General features: G+C 57.7%; 16 protein-coding genes. 10 read left to right on the top strand and 6 right to left on the bottom strand.

Features of this window, described 5'->3' with window-relative positions; genetic code table 11:
* Window positions 1-12: 12 nt before the first annotated feature.
* Window positions 13-1,353 (top strand): proline--tRNA ligase, encoded by a 1,341-nt coding sequence (gene proS / locus ACR0KJ_RS13860; RefSeq protein ID WP_170454859.1) that lies wholly within the window; start codon window positions 13-15, stop codon window positions 1,351-1,353.
* Window positions 1,354-1,389: 36 nt separating this feature from the next.
* Here proS and ACR0KJ_RS13855 read toward each other — a convergent pair whose 3' ends face one another.
* Window positions 1,390-1,749, bottom strand: a complete 360-nt coding sequence (locus ACR0KJ_RS13855) for a hypothetical protein (protein WP_170454857.1) — start codon at window positions 1,747-1,749, stop codon at window positions 1,390-1,392.
* Between the two features lie 374 nt (window positions 1,750-2,123).
* On the opposite strand from ACR0KJ_RS13855, the gene ACR0KJ_RS13850 reads away from it, so the two are divergent.
* The gene (locus ACR0KJ_RS13850; RefSeq protein ID WP_480626950.1) at window positions 2,124-3,419 is read left to right on the top strand and encodes a lipoprotein-releasing ABC transporter permease subunit; all 1,296 of its coding nucleotides are present in this window, start codon (window positions 2,124-2,126) and stop codon (window positions 3,417-3,419) included.
* On the top strand, window positions 3,412-4,098 hold the full coding sequence (locus ACR0KJ_RS13845) for an ABC transporter ATP-binding protein (RefSeq protein WP_480626949.1): 687 nt from the start codon (window positions 3,412-3,414) through the stop codon (window positions 4,096-4,098). Before ACR0KJ_RS13850 ends, ACR0KJ_RS13845 begins: the two co-directional genes overlap by 8 nt.
* Here the strand turns inward: ACR0KJ_RS13845 and ACR0KJ_RS13840 are convergent.
* Window positions 4,082-4,519, bottom strand: a complete 438-nt coding sequence (locus tag ACR0KJ_RS13840) for a DMT family transporter (protein ID WP_480626948.1) — start codon at window positions 4,517-4,519, stop codon at window positions 4,082-4,084. The genes ACR0KJ_RS13845 and ACR0KJ_RS13840 overlap by 17 nt on opposite strands.
* 92 nt (window positions 4,520-4,611) lie before the next feature.
* On the opposite strand from ACR0KJ_RS13840, the gene ACR0KJ_RS13835 reads away from it, so the two are divergent.
* Window positions 4,612-5,013 carry a c-type cytochrome gene (locus ACR0KJ_RS13835; protein WP_480626947.1) on the top strand — a complete coding sequence of 134 codons (402 nt, stop codon included), beginning with the start codon at window positions 4,612-4,614 and terminating at the stop codon, window positions 5,011-5,013.
* Between the two features lie 3 nt (window positions 5,014-5,016).
* Here ACR0KJ_RS13835 and ACR0KJ_RS13830 read toward each other — a convergent pair whose 3' ends face one another.
* Entirely contained in the window at window positions 5,017-5,703 is a 687-nt protein-coding gene (locus ACR0KJ_RS13830; RefSeq protein ID WP_170624333.1) for a hypothetical protein, read from the bottom strand.
* Window positions 5,704-5,745: 42 nt separating this feature from the next.
* Window positions 5,746-6,408 carry a DNA-3-methyladenine glycosylase I gene (locus tag ACR0KJ_RS13825; protein ID WP_170520068.1) on the bottom strand — a complete coding sequence of 221 codons (663 nt, stop codon included), beginning with the start codon at window positions 6,406-6,408 and terminating at the stop codon, window positions 5,746-5,748.
* 146 nt (window positions 6,409-6,554) lie between these two features.
* Here ACR0KJ_RS13825 and ACR0KJ_RS13820 point away from each other — a divergent pair, with 146 nt between their 5' ends.
* The 4 genes from ACR0KJ_RS13820 (at window position 6,555) to ACR0KJ_RS13805 (ending at window position 10,267) form a co-directional block, all read left to right on the top strand.
* Complete coding sequence (locus tag ACR0KJ_RS13820; RefSeq protein WP_480626946.1) at window positions 6,555-7,220, top strand: NnrU family protein; 666 nt, start codon at window positions 6,555-6,557, stop codon at window positions 7,218-7,220.
* A 71-nt stretch (window positions 7,221-7,291) separates the two neighbouring features.
* Window positions 7,292-7,813: a DUF2478 domain-containing protein gene (locus tag ACR0KJ_RS13815; protein WP_480626945.1), complete on the top strand. Its 522-nt coding sequence runs from the start codon at window positions 7,292-7,294 to the stop codon at window positions 7,811-7,813.
* 88 nt (window positions 7,814-7,901) lie between these two features.
* Window positions 7,902-9,149: a D-arabinono-1,4-lactone oxidase gene (locus tag ACR0KJ_RS13810; RefSeq protein WP_480626944.1), complete on the top strand. Its 1,248-nt coding sequence runs from the start codon at window positions 7,902-7,904 to the stop codon at window positions 9,147-9,149.
* Window positions 9,146-10,267, top strand: a complete 1,122-nt coding sequence (locus ACR0KJ_RS13805; protein WP_480626943.1) for an alanine racemase — start codon at window positions 9,146-9,148, stop codon at window positions 10,265-10,267. Before ACR0KJ_RS13810 ends, ACR0KJ_RS13805 begins: the two co-directional genes overlap by 4 nt.
* A gap of 391 nt (window positions 10,268-10,658) precedes the next feature.
* Here ACR0KJ_RS13805 and ACR0KJ_RS13800 read toward each other — a convergent pair whose 3' ends face one another.
* Both ACR0KJ_RS13800 and ACR0KJ_RS13795 read right to left on the bottom strand, forming a co-directional pair.
* Entirely contained in the window at window positions 10,659-11,171 is a 513-nt protein-coding gene (locus ACR0KJ_RS13800) for a hypothetical protein (protein WP_480626942.1), read from the bottom strand.
* On the bottom strand, window positions 11,168-12,010 hold the full coding sequence (locus ACR0KJ_RS13795) for a hypothetical protein (protein WP_480626941.1): 843 nt from the start codon (window positions 12,008-12,010) through the stop codon (window positions 11,168-11,170). Before ACR0KJ_RS13795 ends, ACR0KJ_RS13800 begins: the two co-directional genes overlap by 4 nt.
* A gap of 264 nt (window positions 12,011-12,274) precedes the next feature.
* On the opposite strand from ACR0KJ_RS13795, the gene ACR0KJ_RS13790 reads away from it, so the two are divergent.
* Both ACR0KJ_RS13790 and ACR0KJ_RS13785 read left to right on the top strand, forming a co-directional pair.
* Window positions 12,275-12,895 (top strand): thermonuclease family protein, encoded by a 621-nt coding sequence (locus tag ACR0KJ_RS13790; RefSeq protein WP_480626940.1) that lies wholly within the window; start codon window positions 12,275-12,277, stop codon window positions 12,893-12,895.
* Between the two features lie 66 nt (window positions 12,896-12,961).
* Complete coding sequence (locus tag ACR0KJ_RS13785) at window positions 12,962-13,531, top strand: hypothetical protein (protein WP_480626939.1); 570 nt, start codon at window positions 12,962-12,964, stop codon at window positions 13,529-13,531.
* The last annotated feature ends 71 nt before the right edge of the window (window positions 13,532-13,602 follow it).

The following is a 13,602-nucleotide window of genomic DNA, read 5'->3' as shown; positions in this document are numbered from 1 at the left end:
GAAGGTCCACCCATGCGCCTCAGCCGTTACTTTCTGCCCGTTCTCAAGGAAAACCCCTCCGAGGCTCAGATCGTCAGCCACCGGCTGATGCTGCGCGCCGGAATGATCAAGCAGGCCGCCGCCGGGATTTATTCCTGGCTGCCGCTGGGCTTCAAAGTGCTGCGCAAGCTGGAAAACATCGTGCACGAAGAACAGGCGCGCGCGGGTCATATCGCGATCCAGATGCCGATCCTGCAATCGGCGGACCTGTGGCGCGAGTCCGGGCGGTATGACGATTACGGTCAGGAGATGTTGCGGATGCAGGACCGCCATGGCCGCGACATGCTCTATACACCCACAGCCGAGGAACTTGTGACAGACATTTTCCGCGGCCATGTCAGCAGCTACAAAGACCTGCCGCTGACGCTGTACCAAATCCAATGGAAGTTCCGCGACGAAATCCGCCCGCGTTTCGGCGTGATGCGGGGGCGCGAGTTCTACATGAAGGACGGCTACAATTTCGACCTGACGAAAGAGGATGCGCTGCACGCCTATAACCGCCATCTGGTCAGCTATCTGCGCACCTATGAACGCATGGGTCTGCAAGCAATCCCGATGCGCGCGGACTCTGGTCCCATTGGCGGCGACGACACGCATGAATTTCTGGTACTGGCCGACACTGGCGAGTCCGAGGTTTTCTATGACAGCGCAGTGACCGATCTGACCTTTGGGGATCGGGAGATCGACTATGACAACCGCGACCAATGTCAGGCGATCCTGGAAGAGTTCACCTCGAAATACGCGCGCACCGATGAAACCCATGACGAGGCGCTGTTCAACGAGGTCCCCGAAGATCGCCGCCGCGTTGCGCGCGGGATCGAGGTCGGCCAGATATTCTATTTCGGCACCAAATACTCCGAGGCCATGGGCGCGACCGTTCAGGGCCCCGATGGCAAGCCGGTTCCGGTACATATGGGCAGCCACGGTATCGGCGTCAGCCGCCTGATCGGTGCGATCATCGAGGCCAGCCATGACGACAAGGGCATCATCTGGCCCGAAGGCGTGACCCCGTTCCATTGCGGGATCGTCAACCTGAAGCAGGGCGATGAAGAGGCGGATGCGGCCTGTGAGAAACTCTACGTCGCGCTGACGGCACTAGGCCTTGAGCCGCTCTATGATGATCGCAACGAACGGGCAGGGGGCAAGTTTGCCACGATGGATCTGATCGGTCTGCCCTGGCGGATCACTGTCGGACCGCGTGGTTTGAAAAACGGTGTGGTTGAATTGACCAGCCGCCGGACCGGCGAAAGCGAAGAACTAAGCCCCGAGGCGGCTGTTACCAAGATCGCGGAAATTTATCAGGGCATCGCCTGACCACGGCGATAGGCCTCGATCAATGCTGGCGCGGTGTTACAACCGCGCCGACGCAGGGCGGGCGATCAGCAGCTCGCCATCCGCCTGATTGCCGCGTGCAACCACGATGGGGCGGCCCAGCCGGTTGACCAGTTCTTTCAGCTCAAAGCCCAGAAACCGTATCCCGCAGATGCGCTGACCGGTTGTACGATCGGTGATGCAAAGGCGGCCTTTGAGAAAGGCAAGGCGATAGCCCTTTTCCCTTAGCCGATCCGCTAAGCTGCCCCAGCTTGCTGCTTTTGCGAAGATTGGCCGGATCGCGGCCCGCAGCAACGCGGCCGTTTCGCAATCCAATTCCGTTGATGATGCGCGGACCAAAATCGGGTCCAACCCTTCCGGTGTATTGTGAATATTCATTGAGCGACCCCCGCTCTGAAATGTGTTCCCCCGCAAGCAGGGTGACAAAGTTTCTGAAAATAAGCAAAAAGCGAAATAATATTGCTTACTATATGTGGCATTTTGAGTTCAGTCGATCACGCAATGCCGATATTGACTTCATAGCTGAAACAATGACGCGCGGTCTGTGAAGGTCGTCACAACCAATAGTGTAGTCTTTGATTCTAATATCACTTTTTATCTGAGCGCTGTGTCCGGCAGCCGGAACTGATTCGGTTCGATATTGGGGTTTTCCACGCCGAATTCGCCTGCCGGGACCGACACGCCCATAAGCGGCTTGACCATCGCGCGAAATGCCGAAAGGGTCGCCGCCAAACAACAAGACCGGAGCAGGCATGGCCAAGACACCCCCGCCTTTTGCCCCTTTCGAATGGAAAATCGCGTGGCGATACCTTCGGGCCCGCCGGGCCGAGGGGGGCGTCAGCGTGATGACGTGGATCTCGCTGATCGGGATCACTCTGGCGGTATTTGCCCTGATCGCGACCCTGGCGGTGCGGTCCGGGTTCCGGGCCGAGTTCGTGGGCACGATCCTTGGGGCCAACGCGCATGTCGCCGTGTATTCCTCGGGCGAGATTGACGCGCAGGGCCGCCCGGTGCGCACCATGGCAGATTATGAGGAACGGGCCGCGCGGATCGCTGAGGTGCCGGGCGTCGAACGGGCTGCGCCGTTGGTCAAAGGTCAGGTGCTGATCACCAACCGCGACCGCAGCAGCGGGGTCGAGGTATTTGGCATCCGTCCCGATGACCTGATGGACCTGCCAGGCATTGCGCAAGCCGAACAGGCGGCAGGGGATCTGTCCCTGTTTCAGACGGGCGAGGATGTGATCGCCATCGGCTCGGGCGTGGCGCGCAGCATCGGGGCCACTGTGGGGGATACGGTCAAGCTGACGTCACCCAACGGGGTGAAAACCGCCTTTGGAACCTCACCGCGCGTCAATGCCTATCGCGTGGTCTACGTGTTTTCCGCCGGGCGCTATGACATTGACCGCACCCGCGTCTACATGCCGTTTTCCCAAGCTCAGGGGTTTTTCAACCGCGAGGGCGTGGCGGATGAGATCGAGGTGATGGTCAACAAACCTGAAACGCTGGGCCCGATCCTGATCCCCATCCTCGAAGCGTCGGGCCAGCGCAGCCAGATCTGGACATGGCAGGACGCCTCGGGCGGGTTCCTGCGCGCGCTTGAGGTTGAGGACAACGTGATGTTCATCATCCTGTCGATCCTCGTACTGATTGCGGCAATGAACATCGTCTCGGGCCTGATCATGCTGGTCAAAAACAAGGGGCGCGACATCGGCATCTTGCGAACGATTGGTCTGAGCGAGGGCTCGGTCCTGCGGGTGTTTTTTATCTGCGGTGCCTTCACCGGCATCATCGGAACCGTGATGGGCGTGATCCTGGGTTGCCTGTTTGCGATCTATATCGATCCGATCTTCTCTTTCGTGAACTATGTGATGGGCGGTGGCGTCTGGGATCCGTCCATTCGCGGCATCTATGCCCTTCCGGCTGAACTGCACCTGAGCGACGTGCTCAAGGCCGTAGCTTTGTCGCTGGGCCTGTCCTTTATCGTCACTTATTTTCCCGCCCGCCGCGCGGCGCGGCTGAACCCGGTTGAGGCGCTGCGCTATGAATGATGTGACATTGCGACTGAAGGGCCTGACAAAGACGTATCTGAAAGGCACCCCCGGCGAGGTGCAGGTGCTGCGCGGCGTCGATCTGGACCTGCGCGCGGGTGAGGCTGTGGCGATGGTTGCGCCCTCGGGGGCTGGGAAGTCCACTTTGCTGCATATCGCGGGCCTTCTGGACATGCCGGATGACGGTCAGGTCGAGATCGGCGGGCAGGATGTCAGCGGCAAGGGTGACCGGACGCGCACGGCTTTGCGCCGGCAGGATGTGGGCTTTGTCTATCAGTTCCACCATCTGCTGCCCGAGTTTACGGCATTGGAGAACATCACCTTGCCGCAACTGGCCAATGGTGTCTCTGAGAAAGCAGCGCAGGAACGGGCCATGGGCCTGCTGGGCCGCGTCGGCGTGGCCCCGCGCGCCAGCCACCGCCCGGCGGCGTTGTCGGGTGGCGAACAACAGCGCGTGGCGTTCTGCCGGGCGCTGGCCAACAAGCCCAGGGTGCTGCTGGCCGATGAGCCGACCGGGAACCTTGATCCCGAGACGTCAGATCAGGTGTTCGATGCGCTGATGACGCTGGTGCGGGACGAGGGTCTGTCGGCCCTGATCGCCACGCATAATATGGAGCTTGCGGCGCGTATGGATCGGATGGTGCGGCTTGAGGGCGGTATTCTCAAGCCAGTTGAGTGATCGCCACACCAACGGCCATCACGGCGATCCCACCTGCGCGTATCCAGGTCAGCGGCGTGATCTGTGCGCCAAACAGCCCGAAATGGTCAATCGCGGCGGTGCTGACCAACTGACCCAGCAAAACAAAGAAGACGGCGTTTCCAACCCCGAAATGCGGGGCGACATGGGTGATCGACAGCACGTAGAAGGCGATCAGAACGCCTGCCAGCAAAAGGTGTTTTGGGGCCTGTGCAACCTTGGACAGCGCCTCGAAACCGGGAAACACCAGCATCACCAGGGCCGACGCGGCAAACGCAATGGCAAACAGGATCACGGCGGCTGTTGTGGGTGAGCCGATCAGCTTGCCGAGGGCCGCATTCAATGCCGCAAGAATGGGAACGCCGATCCCGGCGGCCAGCATGATGGCTGCGTATTGTGTCATGGCCCGAACCCTCCTGCCTCGTTGATCTGGATCATTGCGCCAAGCCGCCGCTCGGGCAAGCCTGTAAATGCCAATGCTGACAGGAGGATGCGATGAAGTGGTCAAAGCTCGGAACTGTATCTGTCTTGCTTTTGTTCGCCGGACACAGTGCGGCGGCGCAGGATGCGCAAACGGGCGCGGAACTGTATCAGCACTATTGCGCGACGTGCCATGGCATAGATGCCACCGGCCAAGGTCCGATGGCCGGGGTTCTGGTCATTCAGCCGACCGACCTGACGGGCTTGGCGAAAGGGGGTGGCTTTCCAACCGCGCGCGTTGTTGCCCGGATTGACGGGCGTGATCCGTTGGTCAGCCACGGAAGCCCGATGCCGGTTTACGGGCCGTATTTCGACGGGCAGGACACGTCGATGAAAACCGAAGATGGCCAGCCTATCCTGACAAGTCAGCCAATCGTCGATCTGGTGGCGTATCTGAAAACCCTGCAGCGTAATTGACGCTTAGCTGCAGATCCCTTCGACCTTCGCATCGCTCCATGGGATGGCAACCGCACGCTCGCGCCCTTCCTGCGGCAGCGGAGAAAGGTCAAAATGCGCGCCCAGCATACGGTGCAGCCGTTTGGTCCGCTGCGCCTGTGGGTCCAGCGCGCGGCAGCACACATACTCTTCGACAATCGCGCCCTGCTGTTCATAGCCGTAGGACAGGAAATCGGGCGAGGTATCCAGATCGAACAGATACGGATCCTTGCGCCCGCCATGCTCTGCCGCTGCGCGCAGGGGGTGATAGCCAGTGGTCTTGCGATTTTGCCATTGCCAGACATGGGTCAATTCATGCGCCAGCAACATGGCCGCGATCAGGTTCATCTGCTCGGGATAGTCAGACATATAGTCCTCAAGATACCAGTCGCGGGCGAAATAAACCTTGTTGAACAAGGCGATGGCCGCAGGTTTCCCGGTAACCGGTCCCGGCTCGACCGGGGGCAGAATGCGCTCGCGGCAGGCCAGACGCGGGCGGGCTTCGCGGTAATAGGTGATCGGCGCGACCGGGGCACCTTCTACAAGACGAACGCGATCCAGATTCAGCGTCTCGCCTTGCACGGCATCAGCAAAGTCGCGTTCCTGCTGAGTCAACGGGCGTCCGCAAGCCGCCAGAAACAGAAACGCCAGAACCAAAAAACGCAAACCCATGAAGAAAAATTTAGCTTGCCCCATCGGTTCCGCAAGCCGTTTTCATATGCTCATCGCCAGAACACGGCTGATTTCCGTCAGTGAGCGTCCGGACTGATCCATCCATGCATTGAAAGCCTCTTGCACGGCAGCCAGCGCCTTTTTGGAGGTCGGGGCCTTGTCGATCACGCCCTCGGCAATCAACCGGGCTGTCACGTCTTGTGACAGGATGAAACTGTCGCGCCCGGCAAACCGCATCGCATATTGGGCCGAGGCCCCGCCCAGCCGTGATCCCCGTTTTGCCAGCATCGCCAGAAGGCCGATGTAATCGGTCGAGGGCCAACCGCCCAGAACCTGACCGGCCCCGCCTTCGTCCCGCAACTCCAACAGAAACGCCGCGTTGTCGCGGACGGTTGCGATCTTGGTGCCGTTGCGCACGATACGGGTGTCCTGCAAAAGCGCGTCGAATTTCTCGTCATCCATAAAGGCGCAGCGGCCCACGTCGAAGCCGTCAAACGCCTCTTCAAACCCGTCCCACTTGGCCTCGATGACCTTCCAGTTGAACCCGGCCTGAAAGATGCATTTGGTCAGGGTCGCAAGCCAGCGATCCTCGGGCATCGCAGCCAGTTCTGCGGGGGTTTTGGGCTTGCTCAGGTTTGCATTCAGGGCGTCGACCCCACCGTGGCGACCTGCTGCGATGTCGAAAATCTCATCAAATGAACGCATTGTTGCGACCTCCGCCTGTGACGCTTGTCCTTTGATGCCAGATTGCAGGAGGTTTTGCCAATCCATGGCCCGGCGACTTGATTTCGGACAAAGACCCACCGGTCCGGTAAACCTACCAATTTCAGAAAACAGGTTCGGAGATCGAAATGGCCGGATGGGGCATCTTCATAGCAGCGTTGACAGTATTCCTGCTGAGCCACGCCATTCCCGTGCGCCCACCCGTTCGTGGATGGCTGATCGATGCGATGGGGCGGCGGGCCTATTTCGCCGCTTATTCGTTGTTGTCCGTCGCAGTGCTGATCTGGCTGATCATAGCCGCCGCAAACGCGCCTTATGTCGAGATCATCCCACCGGCGCAGGCCCTGCGATGGATTCCGCTGTTGGTCATGCCGCTTGTGTGCTGGCTGACAATCGCCGGCTTGAGCATCGAAAACCCGTTCTCGTTTGGTGGCATGGATACGCGCAGGTTTGACCCCGAATGCCCGGGTATTCTGCGCACCACGCGCCATCCGATCCTAGCCGCCTTGATGCTGTGGGCCGCCGCGCATCTGGTCGCCAATGGCAGCCTGTCCCATGTGATCCTTTTTGGGCTGTTTGCCGGGTTCGCACTGATGGGAATGGCCCTGATCGATCGCCGCAAGGCCCGAGAAATGGGGCCGGAGTGGGTGCGCCTGTCACGCAATACCGCGCGCCTGTCGCTGCGCGCGCCCCGCCCTTGGCCCGGGCCATGGGTGTGGGTGACCGCAGTTGCGGCCTATGCAGTGCTGCTTGGGCTACACCCTCTCGTGATCGGCCTGTCGCCGCTTCCCTGACGCCGGGAGTAGTCGAGCCGCAGTCGGCGTGCTATTTGAAACTCTGAAACTCATCCCACGGGGGTCCAAAGATGAATCTGGCCTATGTCACAACCACCGACCGCGGCGCAACCGACCGCTTGCTGAGCGCAGTGGCAGAGCACCTGCTGGCATCGGGCGCGAAGCTGGCAGGCGTTGTCCAGACCAACACGGAATGCGCTGACAGCAGCAAATGCGACATGGATGTGCGTGTGTTGCCGGAAGGTGAGACAATCCGGATATCCCAATCCTTGGGGACCGAATCCCGTGGGTGTCGTCTGGACCCGGCAGCGCTGGAACAGGCGGTTGGCTATGTCACCGCCTCGCTGTCGGATGCGCCACAACTATTGATCATCAACAAGTTCGGCAAGCACGAGGCTGATGGCCGTGGGTTCCGCCCTGTGATTGCCGAGGCATTGGCGCAGGACATCCCGGTTCTGGTCGGTGTGAACGGGATGAACAGCGAAAAGTTTCAAGAGTTCACGGATGGCGAGGCCGAGCAGCTGGCCCCGGACCTGACCGCCGTGTCCGAGTGGTTCAAGCGCGTCTCAGCCCTGCGGGCCAACGCGGCCTAGGTGCGGGTCACGTAGCGTAACGCGCTGATTCCCTGACTTGTTTTACAGTCTGCTGGCTGCAATCCTCTTGCAACGGAGGAGCAGGAGCATGTGGTCAAACTGGGCAGGGAATGAAAGCGCCAAGATCAACGTCGCGCGCCCCGAAACGCTTGCAGACTTGCAGCAGACGGTATCCGCGCCCGAAAGCCTGCGTGTGGTCGGGGCCGGGCATTCGTTTACGCCCATTGTGGCAGGGGCCGACAGAATTCTGGACCTGTCAAACCTGAACCTGCCCACAGTCGGCGACGTTAGGGATGGTCAGGTCTGGGTGAACGCCAACGCCCGCCTGCGCGACCTGTCGCCCGCATTGGGTCAACAGGGTCTGGCCTTTCGCAATCTCGGAGACATCAACGCGCAGTCTCTGGCCGGTGCAACCGCAACTGCGACCCACGGCACCGGGCGCGGCTTGCCCTGTTTGTCGGCCGAGATCACCGATGCCCGTTTGATCAGCGCAGGCGGAGAGATCTTGACCACGGGTGACGTGCCGCTGGAGATGATGCAGGTATCGCTTGGCGTGTTTGGGGTGCTGACCGAGGCGCGCATCAATGTCGTGCCCAAATACAACCTGCGCCGACGCGTGACCCTGACCGATTTGTCAGAGTGTCTGGCCAATATGCATCAGAACTGGGCCGAGAACCGGAATTTCGAGTTCTTCTACATCCCCTTCACCGGCAAAGCAGTCGAACTGAGGCATGCCATCGTCGAAAGCCCGGAAAGCAAGGCGCCGCGCGATCTGGATATGATCGCGGTCAAGGTGCTGAAACTTGCCCGAAATGCGGGCCGCTTCAGCGCGGGCTTACGATCTGTGCTGTTGAAGCTGCTGACGCTGGCGCAGTCCGATGAGGACTATGTTGGTGAAAGCTGGAAGGTTCTGTGCAGCGACAGACATATTCGTTTCAAGGAAATGGAATATCATCTGCCGCCCGATACAGCCGGTGACGTGCTGAATGAAGTATTTCGCAGGCTGGAACGGGATCACAAGGACATCTATTTCCCGATCGAGGTCCGGCAAACCGCCGGAGACACCGCGTGTCTCTCGCCATTTCAGGGCGGCCCCCGGATCTCGGTCGCGATCCACACAGATGCGGATGAAGATCACAGCCGATATTTCAATGCGCTTGAGCCGCTGTTCCTTGAGGCGGGGGGAAGGCCGCATTGGGGCAAGATGCACAGCCTCACCTACAAGGACCTGTCCGGGCTTTATCCGGATTTCGACCGCTTCTGCGCCTTGCGCGCGCAGCTGGACCCGCAGGATAAATTCCTGACACCCGCATTGGCGCGGCTGTTCCGGCCATGAGCGATCCGTATCTAAACCGATTGTCCGAAACGCTGCACAAACATGGCGTAGATCAGCCCGTTGTGGCCGTCGATCTGGACCGGTTAGAGGCGAATTGCGCAGCCGCCGATGCTGGCGCGGATGCTGCGCTGGATCGGCGACTGGTGGCCAAATCTCTGCCCTGCCTGCCGCTTTTGGATCATATCAGAGGCCTGATCCCAACCTCGGGCCTGATGACGTTCTCTGCGCCGATGCTGACGGCTTTGCTGAAAGCAGAAAGCGGAACGGATCACCTGATCGGAAAGCCTCTGCCGGTTCGATCCGCCGCCCGTGTCCTGGCGTCCTGTCCTGACGCGGCGGAGCGGGTGCAATGGCTGATCGATACGCCCGACCGGTTGCGTGAGTATCTGGCCCTTGCCGATCAGACCCAGTCCCGGCTCCGCCTGTCGCTGGAACTCGACATCGGTCTGCATCGCGGCGGTCTGACGCCCGAGCAGGTCGCCGAGGTCGCCAAGGGCATCCAAGCGCATCCCTTGGCACGGCTGAGCGGTGTGATGGGCTATGAGGCCCATCTGGCGAAACTGCCAGGCTTTCTGAGAAACAGAGCGGCCCGCGCCTCGGCCCAGACCTTTCGCTGCGCGGTCGCCGCACTGCCGGATCAAGGCGCAGGCCTGTGCCTGAATACCGGGGGCAGCCTGACGTTCCAGACCCATGCCTCGGACAATTCAGCGACCGAGGTCGCCTTTGGCTCGGTTCTGGTCAAACCCTCGGATTTTGACCACAGCGCGACCCGTGCCTTTCAGCCAGCGGCGTTTATAGGGACGCCAATTCTCAAGGCCATGCCCGGCAACGGGTTGCCCGGGCTGGATTTTCTGCCCCGTCGCAAAACCGATATCGCCGTGTTTGGCGGTCACTACCTCGCACATCCGGTGCATCCAAAGGGGTTCGCCTATTCCTCAATATTCGGTCGCTCCAGCAATCAGGAGGTTTGGACAGGACCTGCCACAAGCGCAGCCCGACCCGGCGACATCGCCTTGCTACGCCCCAGCCAAAGCGAGGCTGTTCTGAACCAGTTCGGTACAGTCCTTGCGGTATGCAGCGACGCTGTAGTCGACGAGTGGCAAACCTTGCCGAATTGATTGGTGGTCTTGTTAGACTGCAAATCCAGGTAGATTTGGTGGAGCCTAGGGGAAACGCCGCTGAACGCCTAATGTTCTGATAGTAAACACTATTGTAGTGTGTTGGTTTGTAGTGTGTCTCACCTTAGTGTCACACTTAGCTATGCACAACTCATACTGTTTGCTTGTATCAGCATAAGTCGCGGGACGTCGGTACCTGCCTGCATGGATCGCGTAGGCTGCGGGTAGCTATTCGAACTCTTTGATCAGGCGACCGCCAACGATCAGGTTTGATTGGAAAGCATGCACAGTCGTATTTTAAACTCAGGAGATGAGAGTTAAATTCCAGAGCTCAAGCAAACGAACTAGTTTTTCGTTCGAATGCCAATTACATCCAACTTGCTCTCAGCATTCACTGATCTTCTGCTGGTTCCGTGGTCGGCTCGTCCTGATTTGCCGCCTCGTTTTCACTGTCTTCCGCAGCTAAACCGCCGTGTTCGTCGCAAAAGGATTTGAGAGCTGCCCATTTTGCTGTTTCGATGACCTCCGGCGTACCGAAGTTCTTCTGTTCGATGCAAACTTCTGCGATATATTTGTTAAATTCTAGAACTTTAGCAGATGGTCGCAGCCACCATACCAAGAAAAACACCACAAATAATAATGCTCCACCGATTACCATCGGTCTCATGCTACTGAATTGCCTTTTAGAGTTCTTGGAAGTCCCGCTTTCTTGAACGCTGGCTGCTTGCTTAGCGCCACTCGGCGTAGGCATTGTGTCGCTACTCTTTGGGCTGGCGCTCTCTCCGGCGACGACTATCTGATCATCTTCGTCAAAGGCTTGCTTGCGTCGCTTTCCTTTCGCTTGGATCTGATAATCCCGCTCGTCCTTGGCTCCCCAGTCATCGCTCCTCTTTTGTCCCATCATACGAAAACCGCTTTGCGTAACAATAAGTCCCTGAGAATTAGACAGTTTTCTCCGGTTCTTATCGATCCCAACATTACATGAACTTTCAAGTTCAACCCCACCGTGAACATCTCTAGTCTTTCGACCAGTGGTTGGTATGCCTCAACCGCACGCTCTCGCCCTTCTTCACTGGAGATCAAATCCACCTTATTGATAAACAGCACAACACACTTTAGGGCATTCCGGTTAAGCGGGCTCAGCAATACCTGCAAAATCTCTTCGTTCCACTTCGCTAAATTGTGTGCAATCCGCTCTTCGTCAGGCATGGGGCGGCGCTCAGTGTCTTCTTGAAAGGCTCCACTCATGTTTCGCGGTGGCGGGAATAGATCTACGATTAGAACGACCGAGTTTACATCTGACGCATTGATATCATTCCCACCGGATAGCCCACTGACAAGCGTACCCAAGTTTTGGCCACGGTAATCACAGTAACCCATAAACAGCGAGTGTACCTGAGTTCCCTTTTTGGGGTTTCGCCGCTCGACGGAATACGCCTTGCCATAGACTTTGTATTCGCCAGTCGAGAGTTCGTTGTTTGCGTTCGGGTCATCCGTTAAGTATCTAGCTAGTGTGGTCTTACCAACGCCACTCTCGCCAATTGGAACAACTATGTTCTGCAATTCCTGGGCGCGAAAAGACTTGGCTAGCTCCGCCACCAAATCCAGCGCCGATTTGATCGAAGCTAGGTCTCCGGGAAGTTGTAACCCTTGCCCTTCACTATCTCCATTGGCTTTGCGGACAACGTAAGCGCCGCAGCTAGCAATCACCAAAAGAATGGTAAGTAGGCTAAAGAGTTCCAAAACACCGGCTCCCAAAAATAAGTAAAAAAAATTAAAAAAGTGGCTGTTTAGTACCACAATTTTGGGTTTTTGTTAATACTGACGATAATTTGCGAAATAAGTCTGCACGCTTACGCGCCCTAGTGCTCCAATACCAACAGGTCAGATATTAACTCTTTATTTGGTAAAGGCTTACAGCCACTGCAAAATTAGTCATAATGTGTATTGTGTCTGAGGTTTGCGCTGCGTGAATTTTGAACCAAACCATTTGCAAGGTCCGATCCTGTGGAAGTACTGATACTGCTTGTCGTTGTTGGGGTAATTGTGTGGTTTGTTGTGTGTAGCAAACGCCAGCCAGACAGAACCACTAAGCCGACCTATCAACCAACTTCGGACTTTAAGCCGAGATTGGATGCATCCGGCCCGCAAGGCGTTCAGCGGCCCCCGCGTTTCGATGCTGGCAGTGCAGTACCGAAACCCACCACAACCGTATTGGAAGGTCCTGCCTATGTTGTGGACGGCGACACGATAAAAATACGGAAGAAGCAAGTGCGCTTGTTCGGCGTTGATGCGCCCGAGATTAACCACCCCTATGGCAAGAAAGCCAAGTGGGCTTTGGTATCCCTGTGCAAGGGGCAGAGAGTTAGAGCAGAGGTTACTGCCGAGGATGCCCACGGTCGTACAGTGGCAAAGTGCTATCTTGAAGATGGGCGCGACCTTTCTGTAGAAATGGTCAAGCTCGGGATGGCGATAGACTGGCCTAAATACTCAGATGGTAAGTATAGGAGCCTTGAGGTGCCGGATGTGCGTAAGAAGCTATGGTTGGCTGACGCACGGCAAAAGGGGCGAATGAAGGTTTGGGAGCAATATGAAGCCAAGCAAGCTCAGCGCAACCAGAATGAGTAGCGGCTAGCCACTATCAACACGGTAGAACCACTGGAAACTGCAGGTTTGCACAATTACGTCTGTCGCATGATCAAATCGCTAGTCTCTGCATTTGCGACTGCACTGGTTCTTTCTTCGTCTCCGGTGGTTGCCGAGAACCTTGTCTTACCAAAACGACTGTTTCCGAATGGGGCCGAGATCGCCCTTAATGTTGTGTCTTGCATAAACACTGTGAATGGCCATGTCGAACCCGTTGTTGGAACGCCATGGGAACTGACACAAGCGGTCCTCGAACTGCCATATGAACATGAGAGCAAACGGTTAGCAGACGGGTTTTTTCTTGTTGGTGGTAGATCGCTTGGGTTTCACGGTACTTGGGTAGCCCTTCTTGATATCTCACGAAGTGATTGGGTTGCTTATGAAGTTAGGGACGAAGGAGCGAAGCATTCAACTTTTGGAACAGGTCTTGTGCCAGCCGAGGTTATTTTCGCGTTAGGTGAATGCGATGTGAAATGGGGCGGGTATTGGGCCAGTGAGTTCCCAGTAGTCGTTTTAGAAGCTCCTGCAGTTGCACCGTTGTCGAAGGAACAGGGGCTTCCAGAAGACCCCCTAAGAAGCGGCGCTGACTTGCTGCCACCAATTGTGGCGAGCGAATAACAACACTTCGTCAAACTGTTAGCTGGGAGGCTAGACGGCACAGCAAAGATCATTTGTCGGTCAGAAATCCC

The sequence above is a fragment of the Ruegeria sp. AD6 genome (assembly GCF_056542325.1).
The sequence above is the reverse complement of the archived record's forward strand: the minus strand, read 5'-3'. Positions and strand labels throughout refer to the sequence as shown.

Coding starts and splice junctions, on each gene's coding strand:
- ACR0KJ_RS13830 (WP_170624333.1), bottom strand. CDS start 5,703: ATGGGTTTGCGTTTTTTGGTTCTGGCGTTTCTGTTTCTGGCGGCTTGC.
- ACR0KJ_RS13815 (WP_480626945.1), top strand. CDS start 7,292: ATGAATCTGGCCTATGTCACAACCACCGACCGCGGCGCAACCGACCGC.
- ACR0KJ_RS13810 (WP_480626944.1), top strand. CDS start 7,902: ATGTGGTCAAACTGGGCAGGGAATGAAAGCGCCAAGATCAACGTCGCG.
- ACR0KJ_RS13850 (WP_480626950.1), top strand. CDS start 2,124: ATGGCCAAGACACCCCCGCCTTTTGCCCCTTTCGAATGGAAAATCGCG.
- ACR0KJ_RS13845 (WP_480626949.1), top strand. CDS start 3,412: ATGAATGATGTGACATTGCGACTGAAGGGCCTGACAAAGACGTATCTG.
- proS (WP_170454859.1), top strand. CDS start 13: ATGCGCCTCAGCCGTTACTTTCTGCCCGTTCTCAAGGAAAACCCCTCC.
- ACR0KJ_RS13805 (WP_480626943.1), top strand. CDS start 9,146: ATGAGCGATCCGTATCTAAACCGATTGTCCGAAACGCTGCACAAACAT.
- ACR0KJ_RS13820 (WP_480626946.1), top strand. CDS start 6,555: ATGGCCGGATGGGGCATCTTCATAGCAGCGTTGACAGTATTCCTGCTG.
- ACR0KJ_RS13825 (WP_170520068.1), bottom strand. CDS start 6,408: ATGCGTTCATTTGATGAGATTTTCGACATCGCAGCAGGTCGCCACGGT.
- ACR0KJ_RS13835 (WP_480626947.1), top strand. CDS start 4,612: ATGAAGTGGTCAAAGCTCGGAACTGTATCTGTCTTGCTTTTGTTCGCC.
- ACR0KJ_RS13785 (WP_480626939.1), top strand. CDS start 12,962: ATGATCAAATCGCTAGTCTCTGCATTTGCGACTGCACTGGTTCTTTCT.
- ACR0KJ_RS13800 (WP_480626942.1), bottom strand. CDS start 11,171: ATGATGGGACAAAAGAGGAGCGATGACTGGGGAGCCAAGGACGAGCGG.
- ACR0KJ_RS13840 (WP_480626948.1), bottom strand. CDS start 4,519: ATGACACAATACGCAGCCATCATGCTGGCCGCCGGGATCGGCGTTCCC.
- ACR0KJ_RS13855 (WP_170454857.1), bottom strand. CDS start 1,749: ATGAATATTCACAATACACCGGAAGGGTTGGACCCGATTTTGGTCCGC.